This is a genomic window from Streptomyces sp. Edi4 (assembly GCF_040253615.1).
Taxonomy (GTDB): domain Bacteria; phylum Actinomycetota; class Actinomycetes; order Streptomycetales; family Streptomycetaceae; genus Streptomyces.
On record NZ_JBEJGY010000004.1, the window covers coordinates 7,482,325 to 7,501,630 of the forward strand.

At 72.4% G+C, this 19,306-nt stretch carries 19 protein-coding genes and 1 pseudogene; 10 read left to right on the top strand and 10 right to left on the bottom strand.

Annotated elements, in window-relative coordinates:
* Positions 1 to 116 precede the first annotated feature (116 nt).
* The 5 genes and pseudogenes from ABR738_RS35510 to ABR738_RS35530 all read left to right on the top strand — a co-directional run bounded on the left by ABR738_RS35510 (position 117) and on the right by ABR738_RS35530 (position 7,933).
* Positions 117 to 3,258, top strand: a pseudogene (locus ABR738_RS35510) (FAD-binding and (Fe-S)-binding domain-containing protein).
* A 100-nt stretch (positions 3,259 to 3,358) separates the two neighbouring features.
* The gene (locus ABR738_RS35515) at positions 3,359 to 5,170 is read left to right on the top strand and encodes a thiamine pyrophosphate-requiring protein (protein ID WP_350234085.1); all 1,812 of its coding nucleotides are present in this window, start codon (positions 3,359 to 3,361) and stop codon (positions 5,168 to 5,170) included.
* The gene (locus tag ABR738_RS35520) at positions 5,167 to 6,294 is read left to right on the top strand and encodes an enolase C-terminal domain-like protein (RefSeq protein ID WP_350234086.1); all 1,128 of its coding nucleotides are present in this window, start codon (positions 5,167 to 5,169) and stop codon (positions 6,292 to 6,294) included. Before ABR738_RS35515 ends, ABR738_RS35520 begins: the two co-directional genes overlap by 4 nt.
* Positions 6,295 to 6,343: 49 nt before the next feature.
* Positions 6,344 to 7,354 (top strand): SDR family oxidoreductase, encoded by a 1,011-nt coding sequence (locus tag ABR738_RS35525; protein ID WP_350234087.1) that lies wholly within the window; start codon positions 6,344 to 6,346, stop codon positions 7,352 to 7,354.
* 45 nt (positions 7,355 to 7,399) lie between these two features.
* Positions 7,400 to 7,933, top strand: coding sequence for a type 1 glutamine amidotransferase domain-containing protein (locus tag ABR738_RS35530; RefSeq protein ID WP_350234088.1), 534 nt, complete (start codon positions 7,400 to 7,402; stop codon positions 7,931 to 7,933).
* A 216-nt stretch (positions 7,934 to 8,149) separates the two neighbouring features.
* Here ABR738_RS35530 and ABR738_RS35535 read toward each other — a convergent pair whose 3' ends face one another.
* Entirely contained in the window at positions 8,150 to 8,686 is a 537-nt protein-coding gene (locus ABR738_RS35535) for an ATP-binding protein (RefSeq protein ID WP_350234089.1), read from the bottom strand.
* A gap of 430 nt (positions 8,687 to 9,116) precedes the next feature.
* On the opposite strand from ABR738_RS35535, the gene ABR738_RS35540 reads away from it, so the two are divergent.
* Both ABR738_RS35540 and ABR738_RS35545 read left to right on the top strand, forming a co-directional pair.
* Positions 9,117 to 9,839: a VOC family protein gene (locus ABR738_RS35540; RefSeq protein ID WP_350234090.1), complete on the top strand. Its 723-nt coding sequence runs from the start codon at positions 9,117 to 9,119 to the stop codon at positions 9,837 to 9,839.
* A gap of 98 nt (positions 9,840 to 9,937) precedes the next feature.
* Positions 9,938 to 10,810, top strand: a complete 873-nt coding sequence (locus tag ABR738_RS35545; RefSeq protein ID WP_350234091.1) for a class II glutamine amidotransferase — start codon at positions 9,938 to 9,940, stop codon at positions 10,808 to 10,810.
* Between the two features lie 29 nt (positions 10,811 to 10,839).
* Here the strand turns inward: ABR738_RS35545 and ABR738_RS35550 are convergent, their stop codons facing one another.
* A complete protein-coding gene (locus ABR738_RS35550; RefSeq protein ID WP_350234092.1) occupies positions 10,840 to 11,070 on the bottom strand; it encodes a DUF6479 family protein in 231 nt (76 codons plus the stop codon).
* A 170-nt stretch (positions 11,071 to 11,240) separates the two neighbouring features.
* Between ABR738_RS35550 and ABR738_RS35555 the strand changes: the two genes are divergently transcribed.
* Positions 11,241 to 11,423 (top strand): DUF6381 family protein, encoded by a 183-nt coding sequence (locus ABR738_RS35555; protein ID WP_350234093.1) that lies wholly within the window; start codon positions 11,241 to 11,243, stop codon positions 11,421 to 11,423.
* Positions 11,424 to 11,529: 106 nt separating this feature from the next.
* Here the strand turns inward: ABR738_RS35555 and ABR738_RS35560 are convergent, their stop codons facing one another.
* Genes ABR738_RS35560 through ABR738_RS35585 form a run of 6 tightly spaced genes read right to left on the bottom strand, consistent with a single transcriptional unit; the run spans position 11,530 to position 15,297 of the window.
* Positions 11,530 to 13,278 carry a complex I subunit 5 family protein gene (locus ABR738_RS35560; RefSeq protein ID WP_350234094.1) on the bottom strand — a complete coding sequence of 583 codons (1,749 nt, stop codon included), beginning with the start codon at positions 13,276 to 13,278 and terminating at the stop codon, positions 11,530 to 11,532.
* Positions 13,275 to 13,622 carry a sodium:proton antiporter gene (locus ABR738_RS35565; RefSeq protein WP_350234095.1) on the bottom strand — a complete coding sequence of 116 codons (348 nt, stop codon included), beginning with the start codon at positions 13,620 to 13,622 and terminating at the stop codon, positions 13,275 to 13,277. The genes ABR738_RS35560 and ABR738_RS35565 overlap by 4 nt, the downstream gene beginning before the upstream one ends.
* A 22-nt stretch (positions 13,623 to 13,644) precedes the next feature.
* Entirely contained in the window at positions 13,645 to 14,403 is a 759-nt protein-coding gene (gene mbhE, locus ABR738_RS35570) for a hydrogen gas-evolving membrane-bound hydrogenase subunit E (protein ID WP_350234096.1), read from the bottom strand.
* On the bottom strand, positions 14,400 to 14,660 hold the full coding sequence (locus ABR738_RS35575; RefSeq protein WP_350234097.1) for a Na(+)/H(+) antiporter subunit B: 261 nt from the start codon (positions 14,658 to 14,660) through the stop codon (positions 14,400 to 14,402). The genes mbhE and ABR738_RS35575 overlap by 4 nt, the downstream gene beginning before the upstream one ends.
* The gene (locus ABR738_RS35580) at positions 14,657 to 15,124 is read right to left on the bottom strand and encodes an MrpF/PhaF family protein (RefSeq protein ID WP_350234098.1); all 468 of its coding nucleotides are present in this window, start codon (positions 15,122 to 15,124) and stop codon (positions 14,657 to 14,659) included. The genes ABR738_RS35575 and ABR738_RS35580 overlap by 4 nt, the downstream gene beginning before the upstream one ends.
* Positions 15,121 to 15,297, bottom strand: a complete 177-nt coding sequence (locus ABR738_RS35585; protein ID WP_350234099.1) for a hypothetical protein — start codon at positions 15,295 to 15,297, stop codon at positions 15,121 to 15,123. Before ABR738_RS35585 ends, ABR738_RS35580 begins: the two co-directional genes overlap by 4 nt.
* Before the next feature lie 542 nt (positions 15,298 to 15,839).
* On the opposite strand from ABR738_RS35585, the gene ABR738_RS35590 reads away from it, so the two are divergent.
* Complete coding sequence (locus tag ABR738_RS35590) at positions 15,840 to 16,889, top strand: AI-2E family transporter (protein WP_350234100.1); 1,050 nt, start codon at positions 15,840 to 15,842, stop codon at positions 16,887 to 16,889.
* A gap of 71 nt (positions 16,890 to 16,960) precedes the next feature.
* On the opposite strand, the gene ABR738_RS35595 is transcribed toward ABR738_RS35590, so the two are convergent.
* Entirely contained in the window at positions 16,961 to 17,335 is a 375-nt protein-coding gene (locus ABR738_RS35595; protein ID WP_350234101.1) for a hypothetical protein, read from the bottom strand.
* Between the two features lie 151 nt (positions 17,336 to 17,486).
* On the opposite strand from ABR738_RS35595, the gene ABR738_RS35600 reads away from it, so the two are divergent.
* Positions 17,487 to 18,608 carry a M20 family metallopeptidase gene (locus tag ABR738_RS35600; RefSeq protein WP_350234102.1) on the top strand — a complete coding sequence of 374 codons (1,122 nt, stop codon included), beginning with the start codon at positions 17,487 to 17,489 and terminating at the stop codon, positions 18,606 to 18,608.
* Positions 18,609 to 18,853: 245 nt separating this feature from the next.
* Here the strand turns inward: ABR738_RS35600 and ABR738_RS35605 are convergent, their stop codons facing one another.
* Positions 18,854 to 19,255 carry an STAS domain-containing protein gene (locus ABR738_RS35605; protein WP_350234103.1) on the bottom strand — a complete coding sequence of 134 codons (402 nt, stop codon included), beginning with the start codon at positions 19,253 to 19,255 and terminating at the stop codon, positions 18,854 to 18,856.
* Between the last annotated feature and the right edge of the window lie 51 nt (positions 19,256 to 19,306).

Here is a 19,306-nt window from a genome sequence, read left to right on the forward strand (position 1 = left end):
AGTGGCGGGGGCGACCGGCGTCCGGTAGCCGTAGGGAGGGTGTGGGCACCCCGCTCACGGGTACTCGCCGGGCGCGGGGGGAGCGACGGTCGAAGACGAGAACTGGAGTGATGCAGATGCCCGACAGCCCCGCTTCGGCCGGCCGTGAACTGGACGCGCGAGCAGAGGACGCGGAGCGGGACGGCGCGGGCCCGGGCACCGCGAATCTGGGCGGCGCCGGTCTGGACGGCGCGGGTCTTGAGCGGGCCCTGCGTGAGCGGGTCGACGGCGAGGTGCGGTTCGACGCGGGCAGCCGTGGCGCCTACAGCACCGACGGCTCCAACTACCGCCAGGTCCCGATCGGCGTGGTCGTGCCCCGCTCCGTGGACGCCGCAGTCGAGGCGGTGGCGGTGTGCGCGGAGTTCGGCGCTCCCGTCCTGTCGCGCGGCGGCGGCACGAGTCTGGCGGGGCAGTGCACCAATACGGCGGTCGTCATCGACTGGACCAAGTACTGCGACGCCCTGGTCTCGGTCGACCCCGACCGGCGCACCTGCGTGGTGGAACCCGGCCTCGTACTGGACGAACTCAACCGCCAACTCGCGCCCCACAAGCTGAAGTTCGGCCCCAAACCCTCCACCCACAGCCACTGCGCGCTCGGCGGGATGATCGGGAACAACTCCTGCGGCGCGTCCGCGCAGGCGTTCGGCAAGACCGTCGACAACGTGCGCCGGCTCGAAGTGCTCACCTATGACGGCACCCGGATGTGGGTCGGCCCCACCACGGCCGAGGAGTTCGAGGCCATCGTCGCCGAGGGCGGTCGCCGCGCGGAGATCTACCAGGGGCTCAAGGACCTCATCGACCGCAACCTGGCCGAGGTCAGGCGCGGCTACCCCAAGATCCCCCGCCGGGTCTCCGGCTACAACCTGGACTCGCTGCTGCCGGAGAACGACTTCGACCTGGCCCGCGCTCTGGTCGGCAGCGAGGGCACGCTCGTGACGGTGCTGCGCGCCGAGCTCGATCTCGTTCCCGTGCCGCCGTGCGACGCGATCCTCGTGCTCGGCTACAGCGACATCTGCGCCGCCGCCGACGACGTGCCGCGTCTGCTCGAACACAGCTCACCCTCCCAACTGGAGGCGCTCGACGGGCGGATGGCGCAGCTCATGCGCGAGGAGCACGCCTACCTCGAATCCCTGGAGAGCTTCCCCGAGGGCGAGAGCTGGCTGCTGGTGCAGTTCACCGGCGACAGCCAGGACGAGGTGGACGGCCAGGCCCACGACCTGTTGCGGGCGCTCGGACGGGACGAGAAGGACGCCTCGGTGGCGTTCTCCGACGACACCACGCGCGAGCAGGAGATGCTGAAGGCCCGCGAGGCCGGGCTCGGCGTGACCGCGCGGCCGCCCGACGAGCGGGAGACCTGGGAGGGCTGGGAGGACTCGGCGGTGCCGCCCGAGCGCCTGGGCGACTACCTGCGCGAGCTCAAGAAGCTGTTCGAGGAGTTCGACTACGACCACCCCTCGCTGTACGGGCACTTCGGCCAGGGCTGTGTGCACACTCGCATCCCGTTCGGCCTGAAGACCGCCGAAGGGGTGGCCGCCTTCCGTCAATTCCTCTTCCGCGCGGCCGACTTGGTGGCCTCCTTCGGCGGTTCGCTGTCGGGGGAGCACGGCGACGGGCAGGGCCGGGGGGAGCTGCTGGTCCGGATGTTCGGTGAACCGCTGGTGGCGGCCTTCGGCGAGATGAAGGCCCTGTTCGATCCCACCCGGGCGGATGAACCCGGGCAAGATCGTGAGCCCCTACCGCACGGACGAGAACCTGCGGCTCGGCCCGCGCTGGCGGCCACGGGAACTCGACACGCACTTCGCCTTCCCCGACGACAACGGCTCCTTCAACCGGGCGGTCCTGCGCTGCGTGGGGATCGGCAACTGCCGCACCCACTCCGGCGGCGTCATGTGTCCCTCCTACCGGGCCACCGGCGAGGAGGAGCACTCCACACGCGGCCGCTCGCGGCTGCTGTTCGAGATGCTGGACGGCCACGCCGACTCGGCGGTGACCGACGGCTGGCGCTCCACCGCCGTCAACGACGCGCTCGATCTGTGCCTGGCCTGCAAGGGCTGCAAGTCCGACTGCCCGACCGGCGTCGACATGGCCACCTACAAGGCCGAATTCCTCGCCCACCACTACGCCGGCCGGCCGCGCCCGGCTGCCCACTACACGATGGGCTGGCTGCCCGTGTGGGCCCGCCTGACCCGGCTCGCGCCCCGCGTCGTCAACGCCCTCGCGCACGCGCCGCTCCTCGCCCCGCTCGGCAAACGGCTCGCGGGTGTGGCGCCCGAGCGCGAGGCGCCCGCGTTCGCGGAGGAGTCGTTCCTTCAGTGGTGGACCGCGCGCGGCCTGCCCGAACCGGACCCGGCCGACGAACGCACCGTGGTCCTGTGGCCCGACACGTTCTCCACCTACTTCCACCCCGACGTCGCCAAGTCGGCGGTGCGGGTCCTGGAGAGCGCCGGGTTCCACGTCGCCGTCCCCGCCAAGGCCGTGTGCTGTGGGCTCACCTGGATCTCCACCGGCCAGCTCGGCGCCGCCCGCCGCGTACTGAACCGCACCCTCGACGTCCTGCGGCCCTGGACCGAGGCGGGCACGCCGATCGTCGGGCTCGAACCGTCCTGCACCGCCGTCTTCCGCGCCGACGCGCCCGAACTGATGCCGGACGACCAGGACGTGCAACGTCTGGCCGAGCAGTTCAAGACCTTCGCCGAATTCCTGCTCCAGCGAGCCCCCGAGGACTGGCGGCCCCCCGCCCTCTCCCGGACCGCCCTGGTGCAGACCCACTGCCACCAGCACGCCGTCCTCAAGGACGACGCCGACCGTGAGCTGATGCGCCGCATGGGCCTGGACGCGGACGTCCTGGACGAGGGCTGCTGCGGCCTCGCCGGCAACTTCGGCTTCGAGCAGGGGCATTACGACGTGTCCATGAAGATCGGCGAACTGGGCGTCCTGCCCGCCGTCCGAGGCGCCGCCCCCAGCACCCTGGTCGTCGCCGACGGATTCAGCTGCCGCACCCAGATCGAGCAGGGCAACACCGGGCGCCGCGCGCTGCACCTGGCCGAGGCGCTGGCCCTCGGTCTCGACGGGCCGCTGCCCGCCGACCACCCCGAGAAGCTGGCCGCCCGCCCCGAGCCGTCGGCCCGGGACGCGCGGCTCGCCACCGCGTCGGCGGGCCTCGCGCTCGGCGCCGGCGCGGCCGCCCTCTACGCCTGGACCCGCCGGCGCCGCAGGTGACCCGGGCGACCAACTCCCGTGCGGCCAACTCCCCCGCGGCCAAGCCCACTTGCCCCCACACCCCCAGCACCCAGTGAACGAACAGCGAAAGGCAGCCCCCGTGTCGATCAAAGTCTCCGACTACGTCCTGAAGCGACTGAGCGAGTGGGACGTCGAGCACGTCTTCGCCTACCCCGGTGACGGCATCAACGGCCTGCTCGCCGCCTGGGGGCGCGCCGAGAACAAGCCCCAGTTCATCCAGGCGCGGCACGAGGAGATGGCCGCCTTCGAAGCGGTCGGCTACGCCAAGTTCTCCGGCAAGGTCGGCGTGTGCGCCGCCACCTCGGGGCCGGGCGCCATCCACCTGCTCAACGGCCTCTACGACGCCAAACTCGACCATGTGCCCGTCGTCGCGATCGTCGGCCAGACCAACCGCAGCGCCATGGGCGGCTCCTACCAGCAGGAAGTCGACCTGCTGAGCCTCTACAAGGACGTGGCGGGCGCCTACTGCGAGATGGTCACGGTCCCCGAGCAGCTGCCCAACGTCATCGACCGCGCGATGCGCGTCGCCCGCGCCCAGCGCACGGTCACCGCCGTCATCATCCCCGCCGACGTGCAGGAACTCGACTACTCCCCGCCCCAGCACGCCTTCAAGATGGTGCCCTCCAGCCTCGGCATGGCCTCCTACGCCCCCGTCCCGGCGGACGAGGACATCACCAGGGCCGCCGAGGTCCTGAACGCCGGTGAGAAGGTCGCCATCCTCATCGGCCAGGGCGCCCGCGGTGCCCGCGCCGAGGTGGAGCAGATCGCCGATGTCCTGGGCGCGGGCGTCGCCAAGGCGCTGCTCGGCAAGGACGCGCTGCCCGACGACCTGCCGTATGTGACCGGCTCCATCGGCCTGCTCGGCACCCGGCCGAGCTACGAGATGATGCAGGACTGCGACACCCTGCTCGTCATCGGATCGAGCTTCCCCTACACCCAGTTCATGCCCGAACTCGACCAGGCCCGCGCGGTGCAGATCGACATCGACCCTCAGATGATCGGCCTGCGCTACCCCTTCGAGGTCAACCTCGTCGGCGACTCCGCGGGCACCCTGCGGCGCCTCATCCCGCTCCTGAAGCGCAAGAAGCACGACAAGTGGCGCAAGAAGATCGAGAAGGACACCGCCCGCTGGTGGGAGGTGATGGAGCGGCGCGCCGCGGTCGAGGCCGATCCCATCAACCCCGAGCACGTAGTGCACGCCCTCGACGCCCTGCTCCCCGACAACGTGATCCTGGCCGCCGACTCCGGCTCCGCCGCCAACTGGTACGCCCGCCACCTGCGCATGCGCGGCGCCATGCGGGGCTCGCTCTCGGGCACCCTGGCCACCATGGGGCCGGGCGTGCCGTATGTGATCGGCGCCAAGTTCGCCCACCCCGACCGGCCGGCCATCGCGATCGTGGGCGACGGAGCCATGCAGATGAACGGGCTCGCCGAGCTGATCACGGCCGGCAAGTACTGGCAGGAGTGGAGCAACCACACCCTGGTCATCGCGGTCCTCAACAACCAGGACCTCAACCAGGTCACCTGGGAGATGCGCGCCATGTCGGGCGCCCCGCAATTCCTGCCGTCCCAGTCCCTGCCCGACGTCGCCTACGCCGACTTCGCGCGCTCCATCGGCCTCGGCGGCGTCCGCGTGGAGAAGCCGGACGAGGTCGAGGGGGCGTGGCGTCAGGCGCTCGCCGCCGACCGCCCCTTCGTCATCGACTTCCGCACCGACCCGGCCGTGCCGCCGATCCCGCCGCACGCCTCGCTCGACCAGATCGAGGCAGCGGCCGCCTCGGTGCTCAAGGGCGACAGCGACCGCGCCGGGATGATCCGTCAAGGCCTCAAGGCCAAGGTCCAGGAAATGCTCCCCGGCACCCGCCACCGCCACCCGGACGGCGACGAGTGACCCCATCCGCACCGGCCGGTGAGGCCCCCTCGGTCGACGCGATCGAGGCGGCCGCCTACACGCTGGCCACCGACGCGCCGGAGGGCGACGGAACGCTGGCGTGGGACAAGACCACCCTGGTCGTGGTCCACGCCCGCTCCGGTACCACCACCGGGTTCGGTTACACCTATGGGGCGCCGGAGACCGCGGCGTACATCCGCGGCCATCTGGCGTCCGTGGTCACCGGCCGCCCCGCCTGGGACGTGCCGGGCCTGAACGAGGCGATGACCCGGGCGGTGCGCAACGACGGCCGCCCGGGTCTGGTCGCCGGCGCGATCTCCGCCGTGGACATCGCGCTGTGGGACCTCAAGGCCCGACTGCTCGGCCTCCCGCTGACGCACCTGCTCGGCCCGGCCGTGCCCCACGTTCCGGTGTACGGGAGCGGCGGCTTCACCACGTACGACGACCGGCAACAGGAACGCCAGCTGCGCCACTGGGCCGAGGACCAGGGCATTCCCCGCGTCAAGATCAAGATCGGGGAGTCCTGGGGCAGCGCCGGGCACCGCGACCGTGAGCGGATCGCCAAGGCGCGCGCGGCCATCGGCGACGCCACCGAACTGTACGTCGACGCCAACGGCGCCTACACCGTCAAACAGGCCGCCCGGATGGCCCGCTTCCTCGACGATCACGGCGTCACCTGGTTCGAGGAGCCCGTCCCGTCCGACGACCTCGACGGCCTCGCCCGGGTCAGGGCGGGCACCGCCGTGGACGTGGCGGCCGGTGAATACGGCTACACCCTCGCCTACTTCGGGCACATGCTGCGGGCCGGCGCGGTGGACTGCCTCCAGGCGGACGCCACGCGCTGCGGAGGCATCACCGTCTGGCTGCGGGCCGCCGCGCTCGCCGAGGCCTTCGGCCTGGAGATCTCCGGCCACTGCGCCCCGCACGCGCACGCCGCGGCCGCCCGCGCCGTACCCAACCTGCGCCACCTGGAGTGGTTCCACGACCACGTCCGCATCGAATCCCTGTGGTTCGAGGGGGCGTTGGACCCCCAGGGCGGTCACCTCACCCCCGGGGCCGACGGCGTCCCGGGCCACGGACTGACGTTCAAGGCCGCCGACGCCGAGCCGCACCGCTCCGGCTGACCGGGCGGCCCGAGCCGCACGACCGCCGCCGCGTCCCGAAAGGAATGCCATGCCCCAGACCGTCGTCATCACCGGAGCGAGCGCCGGCATCGGCCGCGCCACCGCCCGGCTGTTCGCCGAGCGTGGCGCACAGATCGCCCTGCTGGCCCGTGGCGAGGCCGGGCTCGAAGCGGCCGCGGCGGAAGTCGAGGAGCTCGGCGGGCGCGCCCTCGCGCTCCCCGTGGACGTCGCCGACGCCGACCAGGTCGAGAAGGCCGCCGAAGCCGCCGAAGCGGCCTTCGGACCGATCGACGTATGGGTCAACGTCGCCTTCACCTCGGTGTTCGCGCCCTTCGACGAGATCTCCGCCGAGGAGTTCCGGCGGGTGACCGAGGTGACCTACCTCGGGTTCGTGCACGGCACGCAGACCGCGCTCTCGCGCATGCTTGCCCGCGACCGGGGAACCATCGTGCAGGTCGGCTCCGCGCTGGGGGAGCGCTCCATTCCGTTGCAGTCCGCCTACTGCGGGGCCAAGCACGCCGTGAACGGGTTCACCTCGTCCGTGCGCACCGAACTCCTGCACAACAAGAGCCGGGTACGGATCACCGTCGTCCAGATGCCCGCCGTCAACACGCCCCAGTTCTCCTGGGTACGGTCGCGCCTTTCGGGGCATCCGCAGCCCGTGGCGCCCATCTATCAGCCGGAGGTCGCCGCGCGCGCCGTGGTCTTCGCCGCCGACCACCCCGGCCGCAAGCAGTACTACGTCGGCGCCTCCACGGTCGCCACCGTCTGGGCCAACCGCTTCGTACCCGCGCTGCTCGACCGCTATCTGGCCCGGACCGGATACGACTCGCAGCAGCGCCAGGACCTGAAGCCGGAGACCTCGCGGGGCAATCTGTGGCAGCCCCTCGACAAGGCGCCGGGCGACGACCACGGCGCCCACGGCATCTTCGACGACCAGTCCCACGCCCGCTCGTACCAGGTCATGACGGCCCAGCACCCCGTCCTGACCTTGGGCGGGGCCCTGGGCGCGCTGGCCGCCGCCGGATGGGCGGTGCGCCGGTTCCGCGACAGGACATGAACCCCACCGCGATCCGCGCGGTGCACTCGGATAAGGAGCGACACCATGAAGGTGGCATTTCTCGTGGCTACGGAAGGCATCGAGCAGGTCGAGCTGACCGAACCGTGGAAGGCCGTGAAGGAGGCGGGCCACACACCGGAACTGGTCTCCACCGACTCCGGTCACGTCCAGGCCTTCAACCACCTGGACAAGGCCGACACCTTCCCGGTGGACCGGACCGTGAGCCAGGCACGGCCGGACGACTACGACGCCCTGGTACTGCCCGGCGGCGTGGCCAACCCCGACGCGCTGCGCATGGACGAGGACGCCGTCGCCTTCGCCAAGGGCTTCTTCGACCAGGGCAAGCCGGTGGCGGCCATCTGCCACGCGCCATGGACGCTCGTCGAGGCGGACGTGCTGCGCGGCCGCACCCTGACCTCGTGGCCCAGCCTGCGCACCGACATCACCAACGCCGGCGGCACCTGGGTCGATGAGCAGGTCAAGGTCTGCACGTCGAGCCCGAGCACCCTCATCACCAGCCGCAAGCCGGACGACCTGAAGGCGTTCTGCGAGACCCTGGTCGACCAACTCGCGGCCTGAGGCGCCTGGTTGGGCGGCGTCGGCCGCAGGGGGAAGGCATCCCGCGCGCGGGATGCCTTCCCCCTGCGCGCGTGTTCCCCGCACGAAGGCGGACCCGCAGAAGAGCGGAGGTTTCCTCCGCCCGCCCCGTGGTAGTCCGCCTGTACGTTCCTCGCGTACGGAGGAACGCAGGCGCCGGACGGGTTGGGACCATCAGCCGCCGGCGCCGCCCGCTTCTCAGGCGTCGCTGAGGCACCACTGGTCGGAGCGCGACGGCCGCGCCGGGGCCCGGGGCTCCCGGGGCGGCAGCTCGGCGACGCTCACGGTGGTGCTCAGGACCGGCGTCGGCGGCAGGGCGCGCAGCGGGCGCAGCGCCTGCGGCTGGGCGGTGAGCGTGAACCACACGACTTTGCCGCCGGCGGTGGGGTGCGTGCCCCAGCTGTCACTGAGGTGGGCGACCAGGGCGAGGCCGCGGCCGCGTTCGGCGAAGGGCTGGGGCCCGTGCAGGCGCGGCAGACGCGGGTCACTGTCGGCCACGGACGCCGCGAACTGCCCACGGGCCCACCGCAGTTCAAGGACGCAGGGCTGATCGCCCCGGGTGTGGCGGTGGACGTTGGTGAGCAGTTCGCACACGCCCAGGCTGACGGGCTGGATGATGTTCTCCAATCGCCAGTGGCGCAGATGAGCGGCGACGATGCGCCGGATCTGCGGTATGCGCTCCGGCGTCGCGTGCAGGCTCAAGGTGTACTGGCGGGGACTGTCGTTGCTTACCACTACGGCTCCCTTGTCGGCGGGAGCGGCTCGCCGGCCACTCCCGCGTCCGCAACCACGCAAGGGCTACTAAAAGTAGCCAGGTGAGCACAGCGCGGATGCCTCCAGCATGACCCGTACGGCGGCATCCGCAACACGAGACCCGTTGGCCCCGCACGGGTCTCGTGTTGGTGGAGGACCGATCAGTGCCGCACCGCGCGATCGGCGCCGCGCACGCGGACAACGCCGGACGGCACCGAAGGGCCTTGGATGCCAGTCGGCCCCGCGCGGCCAACAGGCATCCAAGGCCCTTCGGCGCGATAGTGGGAAAGACCAGCAGCGGTGTGTCGCACACCTGGAAGCGAGGCCCTTCTTGACGCCCCCATCAACAGACTCCACGGCCCGACTCGGCTCCGGCGCGCCGGTGTTCGGGGCGCCGTGCTGGGTGAGCCTGATGGCGCGGGACCTGAGTGCCGCGCTCGATTTCTACGGCACGGTCTTCGGCTGGACGTTCCGCTCGGGGGCGCTGGGTGAGCAGTTCCGTATCGCCTCGTCGGGCGGGGTGCCGGTGGCGGGGATCGGCGCGCTGGCGCCCGCGCTCCAGGTCGCGGTGGCCTGGACGCCGTATTTCGCGGTGGAGGACGCCGATGTCACCGCGTCCCGGATCCGTGAGCGCGGTGGCACGGTGGCGGTGGGCCCGGTCGCGCTGCACACCGGGCGCGGGGCGCTGGCGGCGGACCGGGACGGGGCGGTGTTCGGGCTGTGGCAGGGGCCGTTGGTGTCGCAGTGGGAGACGTGGCGCGACACGGCGCCGGCCTGGACGCGGTTGCAGACCCGGGACGCCTTCGACGCGGCGATCTTCTACGGGGAGGTCCTGGACTGGGCGTGCGAGCGGCCGGGCTGCTGCGATGTGCGCTACGAGCACGACGAGGTCGTCCTGCGCCACGGCGGGCACGTGGTGGCGCGGCTGACCTCGGGAGCGGTGGAAGCCGCACCCGATCCGAGCCTGCGCCCGCACTGGCACACCCACTTCACCGTCAAGGACCCCGGGGCCCATGCCGACACGGCCCGTCGGCACGGTGCGACGATCCTCGCCGAGGGCATCTCACCCGCCGGCCCCTGGGTCCGCCTGAGCGACCCCGACGGGGCCACGTTCACCCTCAGCACCCCCAGCTAGAGCCCCCGGGCCCGCACGTGCGTTGCGCTCGGCGGCCCCTGCGGGCACGATGCCCGCACGGGGCCGGTCCCGGCCGCGCGAGCGGAGGTGGCGTCAGCATGTGTCGTCTGTTCGGACTGAGCAGCGCCCCGCGCCGCAGCCGCGCCACCTTCTGGCTGCTCGACGCCCCCGACAGCCTCTCGGTCCAGAGCCACCGCGACCCGGACGGCACGGGGCTCGGTTACTTCGACGCCGACGGCGCGCCCCAGGTCCGCAAGGCACCGGACGCGGCGTACCAGGACCGCGACTTCGCCCGTGAGGCGCGCAAGATCTGTTCGGCGACCTTCCTCGCCCACATCCGCCTCGCCTCGACCGGCAACCTGAGCGAGGCCAACACCCACCCCTTCGAGCAGGAGGGGCGTCTCTTCGCGCACAACGGGGTGATCGAAGACCTGCCGGCCCTTGAGGCGCGGCTCGGCCCCGATCTGTCCCTGGTGCGCGGTCAGACGGACTCCGAGCGGTTCTTCGCGCTCATCACACGGGAGATCCGGGACGCCGGGGGAGACATCGGCCTCGGCATCGAGCGCGCCGCGCGCTGGGCCGCGGCCCATCTGCCCGTGTACTCCCTCAACTTCGTCCTCGCGACCGTGGACGAGCTGTGGGCCCTGCGCTACCCCGCCACGCACGAGCTGTACGTACTGGAGCGTGAGCCGGGCGGCCCGCACGGGGCCCGGCACCTGGACCACAGTGGTAGCGGTGGCCATCTGCGCGTGCAGTCCGGGGACCTGGCCGACGCCTCGGCGTGTGTCGTCGCCAGCGAGCCCATGGACGAGCATCCCGGCTGGCGCCTGTTGGAGCCCGGCGAACTGCTGCGGGTCACCTCCGAGGGGCGGACCGAGACGCGGCTGGTCGTATCGGACCCGCCGGCGAGGCCCCTGCGGCTGAGTGATCTCTCCGACCGGGCGGCCCATTCGCAGCGGGCAGGCGGATGAGCGGGCCGGCCGACGCCGCGCGGCCGGGGTTACGGACGGCTCGGCGGATCTGAACGCTCCGGCGGCTGCGCGGAATTGGGGGTGTCCCAGGACTCCGAGCGGGGCTGCGGCTCCTGCGGAGGCGTCGGCTTGCGCGCCGCGCGCCGGCTGCCGAACCAGAACGTGCCCAGAAGGACGGCGACGATGACGACGCCCACACCCGTGAACAGCCAGGACGTCGAACCGGAGGCCAGGATCTGTGAGGAAGCGAAGGTGGTCATGGCGAGCGCTTACCCGCGATCAAGGCGTCATGACAGGCGAGCGGAAGATTACTCGAATGGCTGCGCTCTGCCCCGAAATATAACGGTGTGTGACTGTTCGGGATGCGGGGCGGGCGGGGCGCTGTTTGGCTGGGCACAGCCGTACCACCCACCCGAGTCCAGGAGTGATCATGAGCGTCGCAGACGAGTTCGGTGCCCGCGCCCGCCAGATGCGGCAGAAGGCCGATGAGCTGGAGCAGGCCGCTGAGCGCGCCACCGAGCCGGAGGAGCGCCGGCGTCTGAAGGAGAAGGCACGCCACCTCAAGGAGCAGAGCCAGATGGCGTCCGAGGGGCGTGGCATCGACCCCATGTGACCCGGGCGTGATCTGGCCCCGCGTCATGGCGGCCCCTCCCGCGCACCCAGAGCGCGCGAGGGGCCGTCGTCGCGTGCGTCGCGGGGGAGCGGCGCCAAGGGGCCGGTCAGCCGGTGAGGATGCCCGGCAGGGCCAGGCCGCCGAGCAGGGCGGTGCCCACGAGCAGCCAGGCCACGTAGTCGCCGATGTGCCCGGAGTGCAGCCGGCGCAGGGGCGCCGTCCACGGGGACGGCTCCCGGCGCGCGGGCCCGCGCACCGCCGCGCCCGCGAGGCCGAGGGCCAGCACGGCCGAGGTGAGCCCGAGCAGGACGCCGGGCAGGGACCAGTGCGGCGCGTGGGGCGCACCCGCGTCGAAGGAGCGGCCCACCGCCGAGGCCACACCCGGGACGAGCCCTGCGGCCAGGGCCCCCGCGAGCAGTACGGCGGGCACCGCGACCATCGTGGCCGGCACCAGACCGATCCGGCCCCGCGTCTCCGGCTCCTCACCCCCTCCGCTCGTCTCGTACCCCGGGTCGCCCAACGGCCGTGGCCCGAGCCCGAGGAACACCCGGGCCGTCACCCGCAGCACCGCGCCGCCGGTGAGCGCCGACACGGCCACGAACAGCACGGTGAACCCCGCGCCACCCGCCTCCTCCGTGATCGACTTGCCGAGGCCCGTGCCGAAGGGCGGAAGCCCAGCGAGGGCCAGCGCGCCGACCGCGTACAGCACGGCGACCACCCGCAACTCCCGCGCGCGGCCGTGCAGTTCGTGCTCGTCCACGCTGCCGTAGCGGTCGAGCAGGATGCCGGTGCAGGCGAACAGGGCCGCCTTCACGCCCGCGTGGCCAAGGACGTACAGGGCCACCCCGACCGACGCCTGCGGCTTCAGGAGGCCGACGCCGGCCAGGAAGAGGCCGGTGTGCGCGACCGTCGAGTACGCGAGGAGCCGTTTGATGTGCCGCTGCTGCCAGCACATCAGCGCGCCGACAAGCGCGGTGAGGACGCCGAGCACCACCAGGGCGCGTTCGGCGTCCGGCGCCGGAACGCCGCCCGGCCCCGCGAACACCGTCGCGTACACCCGCCACGCTCCGTACACGCCGAGCTCGACCATGACGCCGGACAGCAGCATGCACACCGGCGTGGGCGCCACCGCGTGGGCGTCCGGCAGCCAGAAGTGGAACGGCAGCGCCGCCGCCTTGACCAGGAGCCCCGTCAGGACGAGCGCGAAGCCCGCGAGGACCAGCGCGTCAGGTCCTCCGCGAGCGTCCAGGTGCTGCCCGATCTGCCGCATGCCCAGCTCGCCGGTGCGCGCGTACAGCAGCACGATCCCGGTCAGCGTGGCGTACGCGCCCAGGGAGTTGAGCACCCCGAAGGTGAGGGCCCCCTGGACGGCCTTCGCCTCCTCGACGCGGTAGCCGGTCAGGGCGTACGCCACGACGCTCATCAGCTCGAAGAAGACGAAGGCGTTGAAGAGGTCGCCGGCGAGCGCGAAGCCGCACATGCCCGCCTGGAAGAGCAGCACCAGGGCAGGGAAGGAGCCCGCGTGGCGCTGCGGGGGCTCGTCGAAGTACCGCCAGGAGTAGACCAGGACGGACACGACGAGGACGCAGACGAGGGCGGCGATGCCGGTGCCGGGTCCGTCGCCCACCAGGACGATGCCCACGCCCTCGCCGCCCTCGGGGCGCCAGCCGCCGACCCATTCGACGGCGCCGGCCGAGGAGTTGAGGAACAGCGCGGTCGCGAGCCCCGCCGTGGCGGCCGCGACGGCGCAGCCGGTCAGCTCGGCCGCGAGGCGCGGCAGGCGCCGCCCGGCCGCCACGAGTGCCGCGGCGCCGAGCAGGGGCAGGGCCACGACCAGGGGGAGCAGGTGGTTCATCCGCGCAGCTCCGACAGTTCGTCGGGATTCACCGTGCCGTGACGTTTGGCGACCTGTATCACCAGAGCCAGCAGCAGTGCGGTGACCGTGGCGCCCACCACGACATCGGTCAGGGCCAGGGCCTGCACGACGGGGTCCACCAGGGGCCGTGAGCCCGGTTCGATGTCGGAGAAGACGGCGGCCGTCCCGCCCTTGCGGTAGCCCGTGGCGAGCAGCAGCACATAGGTCGAGGACTGACATACCGTCAGACAGCCCACCGCGTGCACCAGATGGCGGCTGGTGGCGAGCCCGTAGCAGCCCACCAGGAAAATCCAGCCCGCGACGAGATACGGCACTGTGGACATCACTGTGGCCTCACGCCCCCGCTCATGATCGGTTCCCGCCCTTCTTGACGTCGCCGTCCTCGATCTCGACCGCCTGGTCGAGGAAGCGGGCGAGCAGCACCACCACGGCGCAGGCCACCTCCATGCCGACCGCCGCGTTCAGCAGCGGCACCGTCCCGCCCGAGGCCAGCGTGTTGAACGTGCCGTACGGAAGCAGGGTGTTGGCGAGGAACGCCGAACCACCGAGCAGCCCGGCGACGCCGAGGACGAGGTAGGCGGCCTCGCCCGCCGCGTCACCCACCTCGTACAGACCGACCGGACGGATCCGCTCCAAGGCGTGGTAGTCGGCGCCGATGTACAACAGGTGCAGCGAGGTCGCCACGACCACCCCGCCCTGGAAGCCGCCGCCGGGACTGAGCTGGCCGTGCGCGATGACGTACAGGCCGCTCAGGAGCGCGACGGGCAGCATGATCAGCGCGTAGCGGCGTACCGGAGCGGCGACCTCGGCCGGGGCCGGCGCCACCTCGCGCTCGTCGCGGGTCTGACGCAGCAGCACGACCGTGCCCAGCACCGAGGCGAACAGGATGCTCTCCTCACCCAGGGTGTCGAAGGCCCGCAGATCGAAGTTGACCGAGGAGATGACATTGGCGGTGTGCCGGGACAGGGCAGCGGCGACCGCGCGGTCGCCGTAGGGGTGGTGTGCGCCCCCGAAGTGCGGCATGCGCAGCGCGGCGGCGGCGTAGAGGGCGGCGACCGCGAGCATGCCCACCGCGAGTACCCAGCGGCGCGTCCTGCGGCTCACTGGCCACCGTTCCTGTGCTGTCCGCGCCGGCGCACTTTGCGTACGGACAGCAGGATGAGCAGCGGGGTGAGCGCGGAGCCCACCGCCAGCTGGGACAGGCCGACATCGGGGGCCTGGAGGACCGTGAACAGGACGGCGAGCGCGAGACCGAGCACCGCGAGCACCAGCGCCTGACGGGCCGGATCGCGCACGGCCACGGCGGCGGTCGCCGACGCCGCGACGAGCAGCAGCGAGACCAGGATCAGGGCGTCGGTCATTTCGCGGCGCCCCCGCCCGAGGGAAAGGCGGGAAAGCCGCCCGCGAGGGCCCGCGAGGCGATCACGTTCCCGGCCACGAGCAGCACCCCGATCAGGAGCAGTTTGACCATCGCGCGGCCGGGCCCGGTGGCCACGCACGCCGCGACCACCACTGCCCCGGTGGCCACCGCGGCCACCGCGGTCAGCAGGTTGGCGTGCGGGGGACGGTCGTCAAGGTCCTCGGCGAGCAGCCGCGCGTACACCAGGGTGCCGGCCGGTCCGAGCACGGCGAGGACCAGCGCGAGATCGACGTACGAGGGCCGCGAGTACGCCTGCGCGAGCAGCAGCATGACCAGGCACACCACGGATGTGCCGAAGTTCTGGGCGACCACCCGGCGTTCGAGCGGACCGGTCGACACCCCCCACACCACGGGGCCGAACCCCGCCGCGAGCAGGGCCGTCGCCGCCACCAGCCAGCCGGTCACCAGCCGCTCATCGCCCGGCGCGCACCGGCCGCCGCCACCGCGGCGAGCAGGCCGGCCAAAGCTCCCACAAGAACCTCAAGGGCGTCCACCGTGCTGATGAGGACGAGCCAGCCGCCCGTCAGGAGCAACCACCACAGCAGCACTTCCGCGGTCACGGCCGCCGCTCGGCCCATCCCTGCATCACCTCGACCCCGACCCGTGATCAGCTGTCAGGCCCGGTTTTCGGGCCTGCTCATGAAAGCACCGCCGACCGGCGCGCCGACGACGGCGCGCGGTGCCGGGGCCGTCGGGGAGTGCCGGAAGAACCGATCCTCCCGGGCCCCTCCAGTACCCGGCTGATCCGGGGTCAATCACCCCCGGGCAAGAGCCGGCCCTGGCCGCGGGCCACGGGCGTACGAACTGACGGCCGGCCGCCGAGGCTCAGCCGGATGGCGGTCAGGCGGGCGGCATACGAGGCCGGTGACGGGATACCTGGCTAGGGTCACTGGGGAAGAGGCACCGGCGGCCACGTTGTCCTGACGCCCAAGGCCAGGGCTCGCGCGGGCCGGGCCCCGCCCCCGCCACGGTCTCGAAGAGAGGTACCGGCAGATGCACGCATCACGCGCCTGCGCCTCGCCCGCGCCGGGCAGTTTTGGGGGCCCCGGTGAGTACGGCCGGGCCTGAGGGCGGCGGCCCCGAGCGGCCGGCGACCGGGCCCCCGGCGAACTCCCCGCGCGTGCGTCCCGGCAGACGGACCGTGGTCGGCGGCAACTCCTGGCTCGCGGTGGGATTCGCCGCCGGCCTCGGCGCGACGCTGGCGTGGCTCACCGTCCAGACCGTCCTCCAGGTCGGCAGTCTTCTGACCCTCCTGCTCCTGTCCGTGTTCATCGCCCTGGCCCTCGAACCTGTCGTCGCCTGGCTCACCCGCCACCGGCTGCGCCGCGGCTGGGCGGTCCTCGTGGTCCTCGTCGTCAACCTCGCGCTGTTCGCGGGGTTCTTGGCGCTGGTGGTCCCGCCGGTGACGGACGAGGTGAACGCGCTGGTCAAGGCGGTGCCCGGCTGGCTGCGCGAGGTGCACGACCACAACTCGGCGCTCGGCAGATTCGAGGACCGCTACCACGTACTCGACAAGATCAAGCAGCTGTTCTCGTCCGGTGGCGCCGCCGGGCTCGCGGGCGGTCTGCTCGGCGCGGGCCGGGTCGTGGTGGGCGCGGTGACCTCAGCGGTCGTCGTCATCGTCGTGACGGTGTACGTGATGGCCTTCCTGCCGTCCCTGAAGCGGTTCTGCCTGCGCTTCGTGGCGGCCACCAAACGCCCGCACACTCGCGAGGTCACCGACGAGATCCTGAACCGGGTGGGCCGTTACATGCTCGGCAATGTGCTCACCTCGGTGATCGCGGGCCTGGCCTCCTTCCTGTGGTGCGTGGTCACCGGTGTGCCCTACCCGGCGGCGCTCGGAGTCTTCATCGCCCTGATGGATCTCATCCCCATCGTCGGCACCACCATCGGCGGTTTCGTCGTCAGCCTGGTGGCGCTCTCGGTGTCGCTGCCGGTGGCGCTGGCGACCGCCGGCTTCTATGTCGCGTTCCGGGTCGCCGAGGACTACCTGATCGTGCCCCGCGTGATGCGCTTCGCCGTCGACGTCCATCCGCTGGTCACCGTGGTGGGCGTGCTGCTCGGGGGCGCGCTGCTCGGCATCGTCGGCGCGCTGGTCGCCATCCCGGTGGCCGTCGCGATCGGGCTGATCCTGGACGAGCATGTGTTCTCGCGCACCGACGCGTCCTGAGCCGGCGCGCCCCCCACGCCCGCGCCCGGCACCCGCGCGGGTGGGCCCGCGGGGAAGGCCCGGCGGTCCCCTCAGACCCGCTGGTCGCTGTAGCCGCACAGCCAGGCGAGCGTGTCGTGCACGCCCTGGGTGAAGTCACGGACGCCGCCGTCGGATGTGGGGTCTTCGAGCTGGACGACGGCCGCGTCCACTTCGGCGGTCAGGAGCGTCAGGTCCGGCAGATGCCTCGCCGCTGAGCCGGTGACAGGCGCGCGGTCGGAGCGGCCGAGGGACCAGCGGTAGGCGGCGGCCGCGCCCAGCGCGAACTGGGCCGGCGTCTCGGACCGCGTGGTGAGGTATCTCAGCGCCAGATCCGCATCGCCTCGGGTCCGGACGCCGATCAACGTGGTCCGGTCGTCCTGCTCCGGCCCGGTCTCGGGTGTGCTCCGGTCCTCGGGTGCGGTCACATCACTCACCTCTGCATGCCGTCCGTCGCCGCTGGGGGCCTCACTCGACGAGTACCCCCATGACCGCCCCCTATCGACAAATCCTCATTCGAATGAGCGGGGCGCGACGGGCGCTCGGGGAGGCCACCCGAGTGCCCATTAGCCTGGCCGCATGACGATGCACAGGGCTGTTCCGGTGAGTGTGGACGCGATGATCGAGGATTTGAGGACGCTGGTCGAGGTGGAGTCCCCCTCGCGCGATCAGGGCGCACTCGCGGCCTCGGCCGCCACGGTCGCCGCCGTCATCGAGGACCGGCTCGGCGGCAGGGCGCGGCTCGTGGAGAGCGAAGCGGGACCCCATGTGCACTGGTCCGGTGGTGGCGAGCCACGCGTACTGATCCTTGGTCATCACGACACCGTCTTCCCGATCGGCACCCTGGAGCGCCGTCCGTTCCGGGTGAGGGACGGTCACGCGACCGGGCCGGGCGTCTTCGACATGCTGGGCGGCCTCGTGCAGGCCGTCCACGCGGTGGCGGCGCTTGAGGACCGCGCCGGGGTCGAGATCCTGGTGACGGCCGACGAAGAGGTCGGCTCCCACTCGTCGCGCGCCCTCATCGAGGAACGCGCTCTTGCCTGCGGCGCGGTGCTCGTGTGCGAGGGCGCCGCCGACGGGGGCGGCGTCAAGACCGGCCGCAAGGGGTGCGGCACCTTCCAGGTCATCATCACGGGCCGGGCGTCGCACGCGGGCCTCGAACCGGCGGCCGGGGTCAACGCCCTGGTGGAGGCGGCCCACCAGATCCTGGACATCGCGGCGCTCGGGCGGCCGGAGATCGGCACGACCGTCACTCCGACCGTCGCGTCCTCGGGAACGCTGGACAACGTGGTGCCCGCGCAGGCCACTGTCGTGGTCGACGTCCGGGTCGAGTCGGCCGAGGAGAAGGAGCGGATCGAGGCCGCCTTCGCGGGGCTCGTCCCGCGTGTCGCGGAGGCGGAGATCAGGGTCGAGGGGTCCGTGGGCCGGCCCCCGATGCCCGAGTCCGCGTCGGCGGAACTGTTCGCGCTGGCCCAGCGGCTCGCTCCCGGACTCGAAGGCAGGGCGGTCGGCGGCGGCAGCGACGGCAACTTCACGGCGGCCCTCGGGGTGCCCACTCTCGACGGACTGGGGGCGGTGGGCGGCGGCGCCCATGCCGACCACGAATACGTGGTGGTGGACACCATGGCCGAGCGGGCCGCCCTGGTGGCCGGTCTGGTACGGGCGATCCGCGCGGGGCGCCGCGCGGGCTGCACGGGGTAGGCGAACCGAGGATTGTGGGGCGCGGGGGCACGTCGCGTCACGGCACGCGCCGGTGTGCGGCCCGGTCGGCGCGTGGGGCACGCATGCGCCGATGCGCGGCCGGGGCGCGTGTGGCCCGTGCCGTCGTGCCGGGCGCGCGGGACCGCGTCACCCGACGGCCGCCCGGGGCACGCGCCGGTGTGTGGCCGGGGCGGGAGCCGTCCCGCGCCCTCGTGCCGAGCGCGCGCGGTGCGAGCAGTACCGCGTTACCCCATGGGTCTTCCCCCGCCCACGGCGTCCGCGTCTTCGGCGTCCGCGTCTTCGGCCAAGGCGTGCGGGAGCGCGTCGAGCATGGTGAAGGCGGCGTCGAGCCGGACGATCCGCAGTATGCGGGAGATGCGCGGGGTGCCGCGTATCAGCCGCAGGACACCGCCTCGCCGCGCCACCTGGTCGCGGATGGCGAGGAGGAGCCGGATGCCGCCGGCGTCCAGGAAGGTCACGGCCGTCAGGTCCACGACCACGTCGGCGTCCCCCCGGCACACCAACGTGCGGATGCGCGGGCCGAGTTCCCTGTGCGCCAGCATGTCCAGCTCGCCGTGCAGTTCGATGATGATGGTGCCGCCCACGGTGCGCGCCCGCAGCCAGAAGGCGAGTTCGTCTGCGCCCACGTCGTGCCTGCCTGTCTCTTGTGTCCTGAGTGCCCGCCACGTCGTCGACAC